This window comes from Pseudomonas sp. KB_12, assembly GCF_052114545.1.
GTDB lineage: Bacteria > Pseudomonadota > Gammaproteobacteria > Pseudomonadales > Pseudomonadaceae > Aquipseudomonas > Aquipseudomonas brassicacearum.
In genome coordinates this window covers 1-16,635 of sequence record NZ_JBFREY010000009.1, presented here as the reverse complement: position 1 = coordinate 16,635, position 16,635 = coordinate 1, and the positions used below count along the sequence as shown (strand labels likewise).

The window sequence follows — 16,635 nt, the reverse complement described above, 5'->3', positions numbered from 1 at the left end:
CTGAGCATGGCTTATCAGTTCGATTTTCTACCGGTGGTGCAAAACACCGAGCTGCTGTTGCGCGGTGCGCTGTTCACCCTGGAACTGACGGCCATCGGCACGTTGCTCGGGGTCAGCCTGGGCATCGTCGGGGCCGTGGTGCGGGCGTGGAACATTCGCCCGTTCGCGGCGATCTTCGGCGTGTACGTGGAGTTGATCCGCAACACGCCGTTCCTGGTGCAGCTGTTTTTCATCTTCTTCGGCTTGCCGTCCCTGGGCCTGCAGATTTCCGAATGGCAGGCGGCAGTATTGGCGATGGTGATCAACCTCGGCGCCTACTCCACGGAGATCATCCGCGCCGGCATCCAGGCGATCCCGCGGGGGCAACTGGAAGCCGCCGCGGCCCTGGCGATGAGCCGCTTCGAGGCTTTCCGTCATGTGGTGCTGCTGCCGGCGCTGGGCAAGGTCTGGCCGGCGTTGAGCAGCCAGATCATCATCGTGATGCTCGGCTCGGCGGTCTGTTCGCAGATCGCCACCGAAGAGTTGAGCTTTGCCGCCAACTTCATCCAGTCGCGCAACTTCCGCGCGTTCGAAACCTACGCGCTGACCACGCTCATCTACTTGTGCATGGCGCTGCTGATCCGCCAGTTCCTTAACTGGGTGGGTCGCCGCTGCCTGTACAAGAGCGGCAACGGGAGCGGCCGATGAGCGATTTCACTTTCTGGGACGTGGTGCGCAACCTGCTCACCGGCCTGCAATGGACCCTGGCGCTGTCGCTGGTGGCGTTTATCGGTGGCGGCGTGATCGGTTTGCTGATCATGGTGCTGCGCATCTCCAAAAGCGCCCTGCCCCGCAACATCGCCCGTACCTACATCGAGCTGTTCCAAGGCACACCGCTGTTGATGCAACTGTTCCTGGTGTTCTTCGGCGTGGCCCTGGCCGGGGTGGAGATTTCCCCGTGGATGGCAGCGGCGATTGCCTTGACGCTGTTTACCAGCGCCTACCTGGCGGAGATCTGGCGCGGTTGTGTCGACTCGATTTCCCACGGCCAGTGGGAAGCCTCGGCGAGCCTGGCCCTCAACCCGCTGGAGCAGTTGCGCTACGTGATCCTGCCCCAGGCCCTGCGCATCGCCGTGGCGCCGACCGTGGGCTTTTCGGTGCAAGTGGTCAAGGGCACGGCCGTGACCTCGATCATTGGCTTTACCGAACTGACCAAGACCGGCGGCATGCTCGCCAACGCCACGTTCGAGCCGTTCATGGTCTATGGCCTGGTCGCCCTCGGTTATTTCCTGCTCTGCTACCCCTTGTCCCTCAGTGCGCGCTACCTGGAAAGGAGACTGCATGCCTCTGCTTAGAATTACCGCCCTGCATAAATACTACGGCGATCATCACGTGCTCAAAGGCATCGACCTGAGTGTCGAGGAAGGCCAGGTGGTGGCGATCATCGGCCGCAGCGGCTCGGGCAAATCCACCTTGCTGCGCACCCTCAACGGCCTGGAATCGATCAACGACGGTGTGATCGAAGTCGACGGCGAATACCTCGATGCGGCCCGCGCCGATCTGCGCAGCCTGCGGCAGAAAGTCGGAATGGTGTTCCAGCAGTTCAACCTGTTCCCGCACCTGACGGTCGGCGAAAACGTCATGCTCGCGCCGCAGGTTGTGCAAAAAGTGCCCAAGGCCAAGGCGGCCGTGCTGGCGCGGCAGATGCTGGAACGGGTCGGGCTTGGCGAGAAATTCGATGCGTTCCCGGACCGCTTGTCCGGTGGTCAGCAACAACGGGTGGCGATTGCCCGGGCGCTGGCGATGTCGCCAAAAGTGCTGCTGTGCGACGAAATCACCTCGGCCCTGGACCCGGAACTGGTCAATGAAGTGCTCAGCGTGGTGCGGCAGTTGGCCAAGGAAGGCATGACGCTGATCATGGTCACCCATGAAATGCGTTTTGCCCGGGAAGTCGGCGACAAACTGGTGTTCATGCACCAGGGCAAGGTGCATGAGGTGGGCGATCCCAAGGTGTTGTTCGCCGATCCGCAGACGGCCGAACTGGCGAACTTCATCGGGATGGTCGAGCCAGCCTGATCTTTGCTGCCAAAGAACAGTCTGCGGCGAGGGAGCTTGCTCCCGCTCGGTTCTGTAGGAGCTGGCGAAGCCTGCGATCTTTTGATCTTTGATCTTTCGCTTATGACTCAATGGGCAGCGGAAAGATCGCAGCCTCGTTGCACTCGACAGCTCCTACAGGCCCAGCGGGAGCAAGCTCCCTCGCCACAAAGGCACCCTGCAGGCTGCTCTGGCTCAAGGGTTTGGTTCAGGCGCGTTGGCGTAAGCGGTTGATCGTGGCAGGATGACGTGGTTATCGACCGAGACTTTTTGACCATGCCGCCATCCCAAGCCAAGAATCTGTCCCTGATCGCTGCCATAGACCTGGGCTCCAACAGCTTCCACATGGTCGTCGCCAAGGCCCAGAACGGGGAAATCCGCATTCTTGAGCGGCTTGGCGAGAAGGTCCAACTGGCCGCCGGTATCGACGAAGAGCGAAAGCTGAGCGAAGAATCCATCCAGCGCGGGCTCGATTGCCTCAAGCGGTTTGCCCAACTGATCAACGGTATGCCCCTGGGCGCGGTGCGGATCGTGGGTACCAACGCGCTGCGCGAGGCGCGCAACCGTGGCGAGTTCATCCGCCGCGCTGAAGAAATCCTCGGGCATCCGGTGGAAGTCATTTCCGGCCGTGAAGAAGCGCGCCTGATCTATCTGGGCGTCTCCCACACCTTGGCCGACACGCCGGGCAAGCGTCTGGTGGCGGACATCGGTGGCGGCAGTACCGAATTCATCATCGGCCAGCGCTTCGAACCGCTGCTGCGCGAAAGCCTGCAGATGGGTTGCGTCAGCTACACCCAGCGCTATTTCCGCGACGGCAAGATCACCCCGGCCCGCTACGCCCAGGCCTACACGGCGGCGCGCCTGGAAATCATGAGCATCGAACACGCCCTGCACCGCCTGACCTGGGACGAAGCCATCGGCTCCTCGGGGACCATTCGGGCCATCGGCCTGGCTCTCAAGGCCGGCGGTCACGGCACTGGCGAGGTCAACGCCGAGGGCCTGGCCTGGCTCAAGCGCAGGGTGTTCAAGCTCGGCGACGCGGACAAGATCGATTTCGAAGGCATCAAGCCCGATCGCCGGGCGATTTTCCCCGCGGGCCTGGCGATCCTCGAGGCGATTTTCGACGCCCTCGAACTGCAACGCATGGACCACTGTGAAGGCGCCCTGCGCGAAGGCGTGCTGTATGACCTGCTGGGGCGTCATCATCACGAAGACGTGCGCGAGCGCACCCTGGGCTCGCTCATGGAGCGTTATCACGTCGACCAGGAGCAAGCCGTACGGGTCGAACGCAAGGCCCTGCACGCCTTCGACCAGGTGGCTGACGACTGGGACCTTAACGACGGGGTCTGGCGCGAGTTGCTGGGCTGGGCCGCCAAGGTCCATGAAGTGGGCCTGGACATCGCCCACTATCACTACCACAAGCATGGCGCCTACCTGATCGAGCACTCGGATTTGGCGGGGTTTTCCCGGGAAGACCAGCAAATGCTCGCGCTGTTGGTGCGAGGCCATCGGCGCAACATTCCCAAGGATAAATTTGCCGAGTTCGGCGATGACGGCATCAAGCTGATTCGCCTGTGCGTGCTGCTGCGCTTCGCGATCCTGTTCCATCACATCCGTGGCACCCAGGAAATGCCCCAGGTGGTCCTGCACGCCAATGGCGATCAGTTGGATGTGCTGTTTCCCGAAAATTGGCTGGAAGAGAATCAACTGACCCAGGCCGACTTCGCCCAGGAAGCCGACTGGCTGACCCGGGTCGGGATTGTGCTGAACATTCACTGATTGCTTGCTGAAGTCCCTTGTGGCCCAGCAGCAACCCCTGTGGCGAGGGGATTTATCCCCGCTGGCTGTGTAGGAGCTGTCGAGTGCAACGAGGCTGCGATCTTTCCCCAGACACTTGAGTCCCAAGCGAAAGATCAAAAGATCGCAGCCTTCGGCAGCTCCTACAGCGCAGCCCAGCGGGGATAAATCCCCTCGCCACAAAAGCTGAGCCTGCCGCCGCCCACCGATTTTTTAACGAACCGCCAACACCGGGCTGCTCAAGCGCTCGAGCAACGTCGCCTGGGCGCTGCGCGGGTTCTGGTTGCCGGTCGGCGTGTTGCGGATGTAGCGGCCATCCGACTGCAGGCTCCAGCTGTGGGTGTTGTCGGTGAGGTAGCTTTCCAGCTCCTTCTTGACCCGCAGGATCAGCTTCTTGCCTTCCACCGGGAAGCAGGTCTCGACCCGCTTGTCGAGGTTGCGCTCCATCCAGTCGGCGCTGGACAGGAACATCTGCTCCTCACCGCCGTTGAGGAAGTAGAACACCCGCGTATGTTCCAGGAAACGCCCGATGATCGAGCGTACGTGGATGTTGTGGGACACCCCCGGGATACCCGGTCGCAGGCAGCACATGCCCCGCACCACCAGATCGATGCGCACGCCCGATTGGCTGGCCTTGTACAACGCACGAATGATCTTCGGGTCGGTCAGCGAGTTGAACTTGGCAATGATGTGGGCCGGCTTGCCGTCCAGGGCGAACTGCGTCTCCCGGGCGATCATGTCGAGCATGCCCTTTTTCAGGGTGAACGGCGCATGCAGCAGCTTCTTCATGCGCAGGGTCTTGCCCATGCCGATCAACTGGCTGAACAGCTTGCCGACGTCTTCGCACAAGGCATCGTCAGAGGTCAGCAGGCTGTAGTCGGTGTACAGGCGGGCGTTGGCGGCGTGGTAGTTGCCAGTGCCCAAGTGGGCGTAACGCACGATCTCACCGGCCTCACGGCGCAGGATGAGCATCATCTTGGCGTGGGTCTTGAAGCCGACCACGCCGTAGATCACCACCGCGCCGGCCGCTTGCAGGCGGCTGGCCAGTTGCAGGTTGGACTCCTCGTCGAAGCGCGCGCGCAATTCGATCACGGCCGTGACTTCCTTGCCGTTGCGCGCCGCGTCCACCAGGGCATCGACGATTTCCGAGTTGGCGCCACTGCGGTACAGGGTCTGGCGCACCGCCAGGACGTGGGGGTCCTTGGCGGCCTGGCGCAGCAGGTCGACCACCGGCGTGAACGACTCGAACGGGTGCAGCAGCAGGATGTCCTGCTTGCTGATCACGCTGAAAATGTTCTCGCTGTTTTGCAGCAGTTTCGGGATCTGCGGTGTGAACGGCAGGTATTGCAGCTCCGGATGGCTGTCCAGGCCGGTGATGCTGAACAGTCGGGTCAGGTTGACCGGGCCGTTGACCTGATACAGCTCGGTCTCATGCAGGTTGAACTGCTTGAGCAGGTAGTCGGACAGGTGTTTGGGGCAGGTATCGGCCACCTCCAGGCGCACCGCATCACCGTAGCGACGGGAGAACAGCTCGCCACGCAGGGCGCGGGCCAGGTCTTCGACGTCCTCGGTGTCCACCGACAGGTCGGCGTTACGCGTCAGGCGGAACTGGTAGCAACCCTTCACCTTCATGCCCTGGAACAGGTCATCGGCGTGGGCGTGGATCATCGACGACAGGAACACATAATTGTCGCCAGGGCCGCCGACGTCTTCCGGCACGCGGATGATGCGCGGCAGCAGGCGTGGCGCCGGAATGATCGCCAGGCCGGAATCGCGGCCGAAGGCGTCGATGCCTTCGAGCTCGACAATGAAGTTCAGGCTCTTGTTGACCAGCAACGGGAACGGGTGCGTCGGATCGAGGCCGATCGGGGTGATGATCGGCGCGATCTCGTCGCGGAAATAGCGGCGCACCCAAGTCTTGATCTTGGTGTTCCAGTTGCGGCGACGGATGAAGCGCACCTGGTGCTTTTCCAGCTCCGGCAACAGGATGTCGTTGAGGATCGCGTATTGCCGGTCAACGTGGCCGTGGACCAGCTCGCTGATGCGCGCCAGGGCCTGGTGCGGTTGCAGGCCATCGGCGCCGGCCTGTTCACGGGCGAAGGTGATCTGCTTCTTCAGGCCGGCGACGCGGATTTCGAAAAACTCATCCAGGTTGCTGGAAAAGATCAGCAGGAATTTCAGCCGTTCCAGCAGCGGATAGGACTCGTCCAGCGCCTGCTCCAGCACGCGGATGTTGAACTGCAGTTGCGACAGCTCCCGATGGATGTAAAGGCTGCTGTCATCCAGGTTGGGAATCACAATCGCCGGGGCCGGTGCGGGCTCGACGACAGCCGGGGCAGCAGGCTCCAGCGTCGGCGGTGTCTCGGCAATCTGCTCGACCACGGGTTGAGCGTCTTTTACGGCAACTTCGGAGAGTCCTTCGGTATTCATCGCAAGTTCCTGGGAGGCTATTTCTGCTCTCGTAACAATTGGGCGGCGCGCACAGCAAAGTAAGTCAGGATGCCATCAGCACCTGCGCGCTTGAAAGCGGTCAAGGACTCCAGGATCACCCCTTCGCCCAACCAGCCGTTCTGGATCGCGGCCATGTGCATCGCGTACTCGCCGCTGACCTGATAAACAAAGGTCGGCACTTTGAATTCGTCTTTGACCCGGCAAAGAATGTCGAGGTAGGGCATGCCAGGCTTGACCATGACCATGTCTGCCCCTTCTGACAAGTCAGCCGCCACTTCGTGCAAGGCTTCCTGACTGTTGGCCGGGTCCATCTGATAAGAGGCCTTGTTGGCCTTGCCCAGGTTCAGGGCCGAGCCGACCGCGTCGCGGAACGGGCCGTAATAGGCGCTGGCGTACTTGGCCGAATAGGCCATGATCCGCACGTTGACGTGACCGGCCACCTCGAGGGCTTCGCGGATCGCCTGGATGCGCCCGTCCATCATGTCCGACGGCGCCACCACCTGGGCTCCGGCCTCGGCATGGGACAGCGCCTGCCTGACCAGTGCATCGACGGTAATGTCGTTCTGCACGTAACCTTCTTCATCGAGGATACCGTCCTGCCCGTGGGTGGTGAACGGGTCCAGCGCCACGTCGGTGATCACCCCCAGCTCCGGGAAGCGCGCACGCAGGGCGCGGGTCGCGCGTTGGGCGATGCCCTCCGGGTTCCAGGCTTCGGCTGCGTCCAGGGACTTGAGTGTCGGCGGTGTGACCGGGAACAGCGCCAGCGCCGGAATGCCCAGCTCGACCCAGTGGGCGGCCTCTTCGAGCAGCAGGTCGATGGTCAGGCGTTCCACCCCGGGCATCGACGCCACCGCTTCGCGACGGTTCTCACCGTCCAGCACGAATACCGGCAGGATCAGATCATTGGTGGTCAGCACGTTTTCACGCACCAGCCGACGCGAGAACTCATCACGGCGGTTGCGACGCAGGCGGGTAGCAGGGAACAGACGATTGGCGGGGGTAAAGCTCACGGCAGACTCCTGAGCCCGTGCTGACGGGCGAGCGTGACAGTTATAAGCGCCCATTATGACGAAGACATTACAGTTATGTGCACCTGCGTCCTGTCGTCGCAGTTATTGTCATTGTAGGAATTGTTCACGTCGAGACACATTTCGATACTTTCCTGAATGTGCCTGAAGGGTTAGGCTGCGCGTTCATTTCGCCAGCACCCAGACAATGCTCCAACAATTTCTGCATGACTTCGGCTACTTGGCCCTGTTTATCGGCACGTTCTTCGAAGGCGAAACCATCCTCGTGCTCGCAGGTTTCCTGGCGTTCCGCGGCTACATGGACATCAACCTGGTCGTCGTCGTGGCGTTCTGCGGCAGCTACGCGGGCGATCAGCTGTGGTATTTCCTGGGGCGCAAGCACGGGCGCAAGCTCTTGGCGCGCAAACCGCGCTGGCAGTTGATGGGGGATCGGGCGCTGGAGCATATTCGCCGGCATCCGGACATCTGGGTCCTGAGCTTCCGTTTCGTCTATGGCCTGCGCACGGTGATGCCAGTGGCGATCGGCCTGTCAGGCTATCCGCCGGGTCGTTACCTGTTGCTCAACGGCATCGGTGCGGCGATCTGGGCCACGGCGTTGGCCGCGGCCGCGTACCACTTCGGCGCAGTGCTCGAAGGTATGCTGGGCAGCATCAAGAAGTATGAATTGTGGGTACTCGGCGCACTGCTGGTGCTGGGCCTGGTCTTGTGGCTGCGCCGACGCCTCAAGACTGCGCGCCTGGCCAGGAAAGTCCTCGAAGCCGAGCGCCTGGAGCAAGCCAGGTCTGACGAATCTACGACGCCAACCGAGTAAACCGGGTACGGCAGCAATACAACCCGATGCCGCTGAGCAGGCTGTAGCTGAGCAGCCCGGCCCAGGCACCATGGCTCATCACAGCGCTGGCCGGCCACAACCCGGCCAAGGGCGCCAGCCATACCAGCGGCAGGTTCGAGGCCAGCCGCAACAGCTCCAGCCGCAACGCCCACGGGCGATTCTCCAGGGCGACGCCCAACACGAACAGACCAAACGCCACCGCGCCCCAACCCAGCACCAGGGCGGCGACCGGCAGGCTGGTTTCAAGGTTCATCAGATAGCTGCCCAAGGCAATGTAGGCGCAGAACTGCAGCCCCACGTACCACTGCTGGCGAGCATCCAACGGCACTTCGAATTTGCGGAACTGGCTCAAGTCCGGCTTGTTCAGCGGGTGCCTGGCCGCGACGTCCGCCGGTCGCCAACCGGTGGGCATGAACCAGATCCGCAGCTTGTCCCACCAATGCCCGGCCCGCCGCGCATCCGCCCATAGCTGTGCATAGAACTGCAGGTTGGCCCACAGCGGATTCCAGCTCGCCAGCGGCGTGGTCACGCCGAAAATCACCGGTTCGTTGGCGTCTTCTTCCTGGAAGGTGCCAAACAGACGGTCCCAAATAATGAACACCCCGCCGTAGTTGCGATCCATGTAGAGAGGGTTCTGTGCATGGTGGGCACGATGATTGGACGGCGTGACGAAGCACCACTCCAGCCAGCCGAGCTTGGGAATGTGCTGGGTGTGGACCCAGAACTGGTACAGCAGATTCAACGCCGCGACGCTGACAAAGACCACCAGCGGCACGCCCAGTACGGCGAGCGGGACGTAGAAGATCCAGCTCAGCAGGAACCCGGTGCTGGTCTGGCGCAACGCCGTGGAAAGGTTGTAGTCCTCGCTCTGGTGGTGCACCGAATGAGCGGCCCAGAGGATGTTGCGTTCATGGCCCATGCGGTGCAGCCAGTAATAGCAGAAGTCATAGAGCACAAAGGCAAACACCCAGGTCCAGGCCCGATCGGCAGGCAGTTCGATGACAGCCAGGTGCTTCAACGCAAAGGCATAGGTCACCAGCCCCACACCTTTGGTCAAAAGGCCCGTAGTGGTCGACAGTACGCCGGTACTCAAACTGTTGATCGCGTCTGCCACACGGTAGTGGCTCACGCCCCGCCAGCGATCGGCCAGCAACTCGACGGCGATCAACACGAAGAAGAACGGCACGGCATACAGGATGAAGTTCATGACGCAACCCGGACATGCAAGGCAGGGAGATAGTCGGCAGATTAGGTGTAGCTGCCCGATCCCCCTATGGCAACGAGTGACAAATTAGTAGACATTTAACGCCATGAATCTGGAGAAAAGCCCATGAGCAAAAAAATTGCAGTGATCCTTTCCGGCTGTGGCGTGTATGACGGCGCCGAGATCTACGAAAGCGTGATCACCTTGCTGCGTCTCGATCAGCGTGGGGCTCACGTCCAGTGCTTCGCCCCCAACATTGCCCAGTTGCACGTGATCAATCACCTGACCGGCGAGGAAATGCCCGAGAGCCGCAACGTGTTGGTGGAATCGGCGCGGATCGCCCGGGGCAACGTGAAGGACTTGCGTGAAGCCAAGGCCGAGGATTTCGACGCCCTGATCATACCCGGTGGGTTTGGCTCGGCGAAAAACCTCTCCAACTTTGCCGTCGAAGGTGCTGGCTGCACGGTCCAACCAGAGGTCCTCGCGCTGACCGAGGCCTTTGCCGAGGCCGGCAAGCCGGTCGGGTTGATCTGCATCTCCCCGGCCCTGGCGGCGAAAATCTACGGCCCGGGCGTGGTCTGCACCATCGGCAACGACGTCGACACTGCCGCCGTAGTGACCAAAATGGGGGGTACTCACGAAGAGTGCGCCGTCACCGATATCGTTGAAGACCGCGCGCGCAAACTGGTCAGCACCCCGGCCTACATGCTGGCGCAGAACATCAGCGAAGCGGCTTCCGGCATCAACAAGCTGGTGGACCGGGTGTTGGAGCTGACGCACGAGAACGACGCCTGACCCCACCACCCCTTTCCTGTGGGAGCGAGCTTGCTCGCGATAGCGGTGGGTCAGCTACATTTGCATTGGCTGATACACCGTATCGCGAGCAAGCGCGCTCCCACAGGGGTTTGGGCATGACTCAAGGCAATCGGGTCAGGCGCGTCAGGATCCGATCCAGGGCATTGGCAAAACCCTGCTTGTCCCGCTCGCTATACGCCGCCGGGCCGCCGCCCATGTGGCCCTGTTCACGCAAATCAGTGAACAGGTTGCGCACCGCCAGTCGGTCGCCCATGTTCTGGGCATCGAACTCCTTGCCTCGTGGATCCAGGGCGGCGACGCCCTTCTTCACCAACCGGTCGGCCAAGGGCACGTCGCTGCAGATCACCAGTTCACCCGGCTCGGCGTGCTCCACCAGGTAATCGTCCGCCGCATCAGGGCCACTGGGCACCACGATCAGCTTCACACAGGCCAGGGCCGGCTTGATCTGCGGCTGACCGGCCACCAGCACCACCTCGAACCTGCGCTTCAAGGCGAACTTGACCACCAGTTCCTTCGCGGCCTTGGGACAGGCATCGGCGTCGATCCATACGCGCATTGGGGTTGCTCCTCTTTAAATGCATCGCGAGCAAGCTCGCTCCCACAAGGACAGCCTACATCCTGTGGGAGCGAGCTTGCTCGCGATAATGAGCGCAGCTAATGTTTTTCAGGAAACCTGGACCCGACGCTTCTCCACCACCCAACTGCGCCCATACAGCACCATGATCGCCAGGATCGCCACCACTTGAGCGGCCAGCGAATAGGCATCGGCATGAATGCCCAGCCAGTCGAAGTCGAAGAACGCCACCGGATGGGTGCCGAAGATCCCGGCCTCCTGCAACGCCTTCACGCCATGACCGGCGAATACCACCGACAGCGCGCACAGCAACGCGGCATTGATGCTGAAAAACAATGCCAGGGGCAGTTTCGCCGAGCCGCGCAGGATCACCCAGGCCAGCCCCACCAACAACACCAGCGCCGTCGCGCCGCCGGCCAGCACCGCGTTGTGCCCGGCGGGGCCCGCTTGCAACCACAGGGTTTCGTAGAACAGGATCACTTCGAACAGTTCGCGATAGACCGAGAAGAACGCCAGGATCGCAAAACCAAAACGACCACCGCCACCCACCAGGCTGCTCTTGATGTAGTCCTGCCAGGCCGCTGCGTGGCGACGGTCGTGCATCCACACGCCCAGCCACAGCACCATCACACTGGCGAACAACGCCGTCGCGCCTTCAAGCAGCTCACGCTGGGCACCGCTGACGTCGATCACATACGCCGCCAGCCCCCAGGTCGCCAGGCCGGCCAACAGCGCCAGGCCCCAACCGGCGTTGACGCTGCGCACGGCCGACTGCTGGCCAGTGTTGCGCAAGAACGCCAAGATCGCCGCCAGCACCAGGATCGCTTCCAGCCCTTCGCGCAGCAGAATCAGCAACCCGGAGATGTAGCTCAGCGACCAGCTCAAGCCATCGCCGCCCAGCAGGCCGGCTGACTCCTTCAACTTGGCCTTGGCCGCGTCCAGACGCTGTACCGCCTGCTCGATTGGCAAACCGTCCTGCAAAGACTGACGGTAGGCCATCAGGGACTTTTCGGTGTCCTTGCGCACGTTGGCGTCGACGTTATCCAGCGAGCTTTCCACCAGCTCGAAACCTTCCAGGTAAGCCGCTACCGACAGATCGTAGGCCTGGTCGTGGTCACCAGCACGATACGCCGCGATGCTTTTATCCAGGGTGGCCGCCGTGTAGTCGAGCAACTGCGCCGGGCCACGTTGCACCTGCGGCGGCTGGGCACGCTGGGCACGGAACGTCGCTGCCGCAGCGGGGCCTTGCGCGGCGAGGACTTCGACCGGGGTCTGGCGCGCCAGGTCAGCGAGGTTGAAGACCTGTTCACTTTTGGCGGCGGCCGGGTCGGCGCTGAAGCTGGCGATGTAGGTCGCCAGGTCCCAACGTTGACGGTCGTCGAGCTGATCGGCGAAGGCCGGCATGTCGGTGCCTTCGATGCCCATGCCGACGGTGTTGTAGATCGCATAGAGACTCAGGCGGTCCAGGCGCTGGGCATCCCGCATGTTGGCGGGCGGCGGTTCCATGCCGACACCGGCTGGACCGTCGCCGGCACCGTTGGCCCCATGGCACACCGAGCAATGCTGGGCATACAGCGGCGCACCACGGGAGGGATCGGGGGTGATGACCGGCGCCTGGCTGACTTCATATGCCACCGCCAGCTTGGCCCCTAGTTGCCGCGCCAGGCGCGCGACATCGCCGCCGTCCTGGCGCTGGGTGATCGCGCTGCGCAAGGTGTCGATACCCAGGGTCAATTCAGCCTTTTCCGGTTTGGCCGGCAGCCCGGCGATCAACCCTGCCAGCACCTGGGTGAATTCCAGCTGCTCACGGTATTCCCCGTCCTCGATGACCTTGCCTGCCTCGACTGTCGCCGGGTAATCCGCGCCGATGTAATCCAGCAAATGCAGCGCCTGGGGGGCGCCCTCGACGGTGTCGGCCAGCAGCGACGTGCTGCACAGCGCAAGCAATGGCAGAGCAAGCCAGGCCAGGAAACGGAACGGCGCAGTCATGAATGACTCTCGATTGGTAATAAGAAGTAACACATTGTTCACTTCCAATGACTTTGGCTCAAGAGCCGATGTGCTTTGACGGCACATTTTCATCGGATTCCTGCTTTGGAGGTGATGTCACAAAAACAGCATTTCGAGATTGAAAAGCCATTACATAGCCAAGCGCCATGTTTATAATCGCGCCGCCTTCTTATTGTTCGATGGCATAAAAGCTCCTCTTCTTATGAGGAACCGACAACGTCCCGACGTTTGTCCGTGGGATCGCTCCAGCCCGACCCGCAAACCCCGGCTGTTACTCAGGGAAGAAATGTTCATGGCATCCCGTGCCGTTTTTTCGATCGCCCTCGGTGCGATCACCTTGTTGTCCGGCTGTTCGGCCTTTCGCAACTACGACAGCGAATTGGCCCAGACCAACCAGCAACTGGCTTCCGGCAACGTCGACGGCGCATTGACGCTGCTGGAAAAGAACAACACCAGCCAGGACAAGGACCTGCTGTATTACTTCGAGAAAGGTGAGCTGCTGCGCGCCAAGGGCGACCTGTCCGGCAGCCAGACGGCCTGGACCAGTGCCGATCAACAGGTTGGCCAATGGGAAGACGCGGTCAAACTCGACACGGCCAAGTACCTGGCCCAGTTCGGCAGCTTCCTGGTCAACGATAAAGTCCGCCGCTACGAAGGCTACGATTACGAAAAGGTCATGCTGACCACGCAGATGGCGCTGAACCTGCTGGCCGTGAATGACTTCGACGGCGCGCGGACCCAGATCAAGAAGACCCACGAACGCGAAGCGGTGATCGCCGACCTGCGGGACAAGGAATACCTCAAGCGCGAGGAAGACGCCGAGAAGCAAGGGGTCAAGACCGAATACAAGGACCTCAAGGGTTACCCGGTGGCCAGCCTCGACGCCCCGGAAGTGGTCAGCCTGAAAAACAGTTACCAGAGCGCGTTCAGCCATTACCTGGCCGGCTTCGTCTATGAAGCCCTGGGTGAAAAGGACCTGGCCGCACCGGGTTACCGCAAGGCCGCCGAACTGCGCCCCAACACGCCGCTGCTGGAGCAGGCCCTGCTCAATCTCGACAAGCCTGCCGCCAAGAACGATGACAGCGACATCCTGATCGTGGTGCAGAGTGGCCTGGCCCCGTCCCGGGACTCGATCCGCATTCCCCTGCCCTTGCCGATCAGCGGCAACGTGGTCATCACGCCATTGTCGTTCCCGCTGATCAAGCCTGACACCTCCACGGCCACCTTCAGCCAGATCGGTGTCGACGGTCGCCAGTTGGACCTGACCCAGCTCAACAGCACCACCGCCATGTCCCGCCGCGCCCTGCGCGACGACATGCCGGGCATCATCCTGCGCACCACCGTGCGCGCCGTCACCCGTGGCGTGGCGCAAAAGCAGATCAACGACACCAATCCCCTGGCCGGCCTGGCCGTCGGCCTCACCTCGGCCGTACTCGAAGGTGCCGATACCCGAACCTGGCGCACCCTGCCCGACTACACCCAGGTGGTGCGCCTGCGCCTGAAGAAAGGCGAGCACCAGGTCACCTTGCCAAGTTCGGTGGGCGGCTCGGTGGTCAAGGTCACCGTCGACCAGCGCTACCAGGTCATCAGCCTGCGGGCGGTGGGTAACCAGGTGTTCGCCGGTGGCCTGGCTGCCCAGGTGATGCCAAGCGCCAACCCGACCGCCATTGCCCTCAAGCAACCTTAAGAACGGAGTCTTGTTCACATGCGTTTAAAACTGATCGCCGTCGGCGCCCTGGCCTTGCTGGCCGGTTGCGCCACCCCGCCACCACCGGAGCCGGGCAGCGCCGCCAGCAAGGTCGTGGCGATGGGCAAGACCAAGAACATTGTGGTCGGCGCCATGCGCGTGGCCCGGGAAAACGGCTACATGACCGTCAATGTCCAGTTGAGCAACACCAGCTACAACAACAAGACGATGTATTACCGCTTTGCCTGGCTGGGGCCGGAAGGCTTTCCGATCGCCGAGGAAGAAACCTGGAAAAGCCTGACGCTGTACGGCGAACAGACCAGTTTCCTGCCGGCCATCGCACCGACACCCAAGGCGGTGGATTTCCGCTTGGAAATCAATACCCCGTAAGACGCAAAAAACTGTGGGAGCGAGCTTGCTCGCGATAGCGCTGGATCAGCCAGCCATGATGTGACTGACACACAGCTATCGCGAGCAAGCTCGCTCCCACAAAAAACGCCCGAGTGACGCGTTACTCCTTTTTCAGTTTTCGAGAGCACCCACATGTTTGTACGCATTTCCTCCCTCGCCCTCGCCGCCTTGCTGGTCAGCGGTTGCGCCAACAACTCGCCGGTCCTGGGCAACAAGAACATCAGCTATGGCGATACCAAGGCCGTGGAAACCGTGACCAACGAGTTCGGCTCCACCGACCTGCAAATGATCGCCGAGTCCATGACCCGCTCCCTGGCCCAGTCCGGCATCCTGCAGGGTCGCCCGGTGGTCCAGGTCTATGACGTGAAGAACAAGACCAGCGAATACATCGACACCCGTGAAATCACCACCAGCATCAAGACCCAGCTGATGAAGACCGGCGCTGCCCGCTTCGCCAGCGACAACACCGCCATGGACAGCCAGGTCGACCAGCTCAAGCTGCAGAACCAGAGCGGCCTGTACAAGAAAAGCACCGTGGCCAAGACCGGCAACATGATCGCTGCCAAGTACCGCCTCGAAGGCTCCATCAGCTCGATCGTCAAGCGCAGCAGCGACTACAAGGACGTCTTCTACAAATTCAGCCTGCAATTGATCGACGTCGAAAGCGGTCTGGCCGAGTGGATGGACGAAAAAGAAATCCGCAAGACCACGGAGCGTTAAGCCATGCGCACATGGATAGGTATCATGGCCCTGGCCTGCGCATTTGGCGCGCAGGCGGCCCCGAAAGTCGCAGTGACCGACCTTGCGTTCCAGGAGCGGGTGGAGGAGTACATCCACACCGTTTCAGCGCAGAGCAACTTCCAGGCGAACCCTTACAGCGCCAGCGCTTCCTCGAGCTACGACGAGATGGAAGCCACCAGCAGCTACATCGAGCAGGGCGAGCTGCGCAAGTTCACTGGCGACATCAAGGGCGAGATCCTGCGCAGCGGGATGTTCCAGCTGACCCAGGGCACGCCCTACACGGCGGCGTCCAAGGGCGACGTCTATGACGTGATCAAGCGCATCAAGGCCGGGAACTTCAAGGGTGCCGACTACGTGCTGTTCGGCACGGTGTCGGACATCGACTTCACCCGCGACATCAACGAGCTGGCCAATACCGACAGCTACTCGGCGGTGCTGGCACTGACCCTGGTGGCAGACTTCAGCCTGATCAACACCAAGACCTACGAAATCACCTCGGCCTTTACGGCCATGGGCGAAGGCCAGGACACCAAGCTGTTGAACCACCGGGACGTGCACATCAGCCTCAACCGCCCGCGGGTGGTGCGCGATGTGTCCAAGGCCCTGGGGGAAGACGTGGCGCGGCAACTGAGCGAACAGCTCGGCGGCCCGAGCTACCAACAACCCAGCGAGCCGATACAGCGCAACAACCTGCCACGGGATACGGCACCGGTGATTTTGCGTTGAGCCTTACCGTCGGGTAGCTCTTCAGCTGCTTCTGTGGCGAGTTGGATGCTTTTGCTTTTGTGATGAGCTGGATGCTTTTGCTTTTGTGGCGAGGGAGCTTGCTCCCGCTGGGCTGCGAAGCGGCCCCAAGATCTTGCGGTCGCTGCGCAACCGAGCGGGAGCAAGCTCTCATCAAACAAAATCCATCCCCTTGTTCTTAAAGCTTTTTTAAGCCGCAACCAATCGGACACCCAACTTTGTAGCCTTGCGCTGCAAAGCTCTAAGCTGACGATCACGGCTTTTAGC

At 61.7% G+C, this 16,635-nt stretch carries 15 protein-coding genes; 10 read left to right on the top strand and 5 right to left on the bottom strand.

Annotation, left to right across the window (positions count from 1 at the left end):
* Window positions 1–6: 6 nt before the first annotated feature.
* The 4 genes from AB4Z20_RS09185 (at window position 7) to ppx (ending at window position 3,852) form a co-directional block, all read left to right on the top strand.
* Window positions 7–687 (top strand): amino acid ABC transporter permease, encoded by a 681-nt coding sequence (locus tag AB4Z20_RS09185; RefSeq protein ID WP_014340792.1) that lies wholly within the window; start codon window positions 7–9, stop codon window positions 685–687.
* A complete protein-coding gene (locus AB4Z20_RS09180; protein WP_003206735.1) occupies window positions 684–1,334 on the top strand; it encodes an amino acid ABC transporter permease in 651 nt (216 codons plus the stop codon). The genes AB4Z20_RS09185 and AB4Z20_RS09180 overlap by 4 nt, the downstream gene beginning before the upstream one ends.
* Window positions 1,321–2,055: an amino acid ABC transporter ATP-binding protein gene (locus AB4Z20_RS09175; RefSeq protein WP_442089772.1), complete on the top strand. Its 735-nt coding sequence runs from the start codon at window positions 1,321–1,323 to the stop codon at window positions 2,053–2,055. The genes AB4Z20_RS09180 and AB4Z20_RS09175 overlap by 14 nt, the downstream gene beginning before the upstream one ends.
* Window positions 2,056–2,349: 294 nt before the next feature.
* Window positions 2,350–3,852 (top strand): exopolyphosphatase, encoded by a 1,503-nt coding sequence (gene ppx, locus AB4Z20_RS09170; protein ID WP_253470316.1) that lies wholly within the window; start codon window positions 2,350–2,352, stop codon window positions 3,850–3,852.
* A 231-nt stretch (window positions 3,853–4,083) separates the two neighbouring features.
* Here the strand turns inward: ppx and ppk1 are convergent, their stop codons facing one another.
* Window positions 4,084–6,300: a polyphosphate kinase 1 gene (gene ppk1, locus AB4Z20_RS09165; RefSeq protein ID WP_214510069.1), complete on the bottom strand. Its 2,217-nt coding sequence runs from the start codon at window positions 6,298–6,300 to the stop codon at window positions 4,084–4,086.
* 17 nt (window positions 6,301–6,317) lie between these two features.
* Window positions 6,318–7,331, bottom strand: a complete 1,014-nt coding sequence (gene hemB / locus AB4Z20_RS09160; protein ID WP_063323855.1) for a porphobilinogen synthase — start codon at window positions 7,329–7,331, stop codon at window positions 6,318–6,320.
* Between the two features lie 205 nt (window positions 7,332–7,536).
* Between hemB and AB4Z20_RS09155 the strand changes: the two genes are divergently transcribed.
* Window positions 7,537–8,160 (top strand): DedA family protein, encoded by a 624-nt coding sequence (locus tag AB4Z20_RS09155; protein WP_442089771.1) that lies wholly within the window; start codon window positions 7,537–7,539, stop codon window positions 8,158–8,160.
* Here the strand turns inward: AB4Z20_RS09155 and AB4Z20_RS09150 are convergent.
* The gene (locus AB4Z20_RS09150; protein ID WP_442089770.1) at window positions 8,141–9,388 is read right to left on the bottom strand and encodes a sterol desaturase family protein; all 1,248 of its coding nucleotides are present in this window, start codon (window positions 9,386–9,388) and stop codon (window positions 8,141–8,143) included. The genes AB4Z20_RS09155 and AB4Z20_RS09150 overlap by 20 nt on opposite strands.
* A gap of 123 nt (window positions 9,389–9,511) precedes the next feature.
* On the opposite strand from AB4Z20_RS09150, the gene elbB reads away from it, so the two are divergent.
* Window positions 9,512–10,180, top strand: a complete 669-nt coding sequence (gene elbB, locus AB4Z20_RS09145) for an isoprenoid biosynthesis glyoxalase ElbB (RefSeq protein ID WP_253470319.1) — start codon at window positions 9,512–9,514, stop codon at window positions 10,178–10,180.
* A 121-nt stretch (window positions 10,181–10,301) separates the two neighbouring features.
* Here the strand turns inward: elbB and AB4Z20_RS09140 are convergent, their stop codons facing one another.
* Together AB4Z20_RS09140 and AB4Z20_RS09135 are read right to left on the bottom strand one after the other, a co-directional pair.
* Complete coding sequence (locus AB4Z20_RS09140; protein WP_253470322.1) at window positions 10,302–10,757, bottom strand: YaiI/YqxD family protein; 456 nt, start codon at window positions 10,755–10,757, stop codon at window positions 10,302–10,304.
* Window positions 10,758–10,865: 108 nt separating this feature from the next.
* On the bottom strand, window positions 10,866–12,764 hold the full coding sequence (locus AB4Z20_RS09135; RefSeq protein ID WP_258689739.1) for an FTR1 family protein: 1,899 nt from the start codon (window positions 12,762–12,764) through the stop codon (window positions 10,866–10,868).
* 313 nt (window positions 12,765–13,077) lie between these two features.
* Here AB4Z20_RS09135 and AB4Z20_RS09130 point away from each other — a divergent pair, with 313 nt between their 5' ends.
* The 4 genes from AB4Z20_RS09130 (at window position 13,078) to AB4Z20_RS09115 (ending at window position 16,350) form a co-directional block, all read left to right on the top strand.
* Window positions 13,078–14,472 (top strand): COG3014 family protein, encoded by a 1,395-nt coding sequence (locus AB4Z20_RS09130; protein ID WP_214510074.1) that lies wholly within the window; start codon window positions 13,078–13,080, stop codon window positions 14,470–14,472.
* An 18-nt stretch (window positions 14,473–14,490) separates the two neighbouring features.
* Window positions 14,491–14,862, top strand: coding sequence for a YcfL family protein (locus AB4Z20_RS09125; protein ID WP_003206754.1), 372 nt, complete (start codon window positions 14,491–14,493; stop codon window positions 14,860–14,862).
* A gap of 153 nt (window positions 14,863–15,015) precedes the next feature.
* On the top strand, window positions 15,016–15,603 hold the full coding sequence (gene lpoB, locus AB4Z20_RS09120) for a penicillin-binding protein activator LpoB (protein ID WP_003177333.1): 588 nt from the start codon (window positions 15,016–15,018) through the stop codon (window positions 15,601–15,603).
* 3 nt (window positions 15,604–15,606) lie between these two features.
* Window positions 15,607–16,350, top strand: a complete 744-nt coding sequence (locus AB4Z20_RS09115; RefSeq protein WP_253470325.1) for a penicillin-binding protein activator LpoB — start codon at window positions 15,607–15,609, stop codon at window positions 16,348–16,350.
* Window positions 16,351–16,635 lie beyond the last annotated feature (285 nt).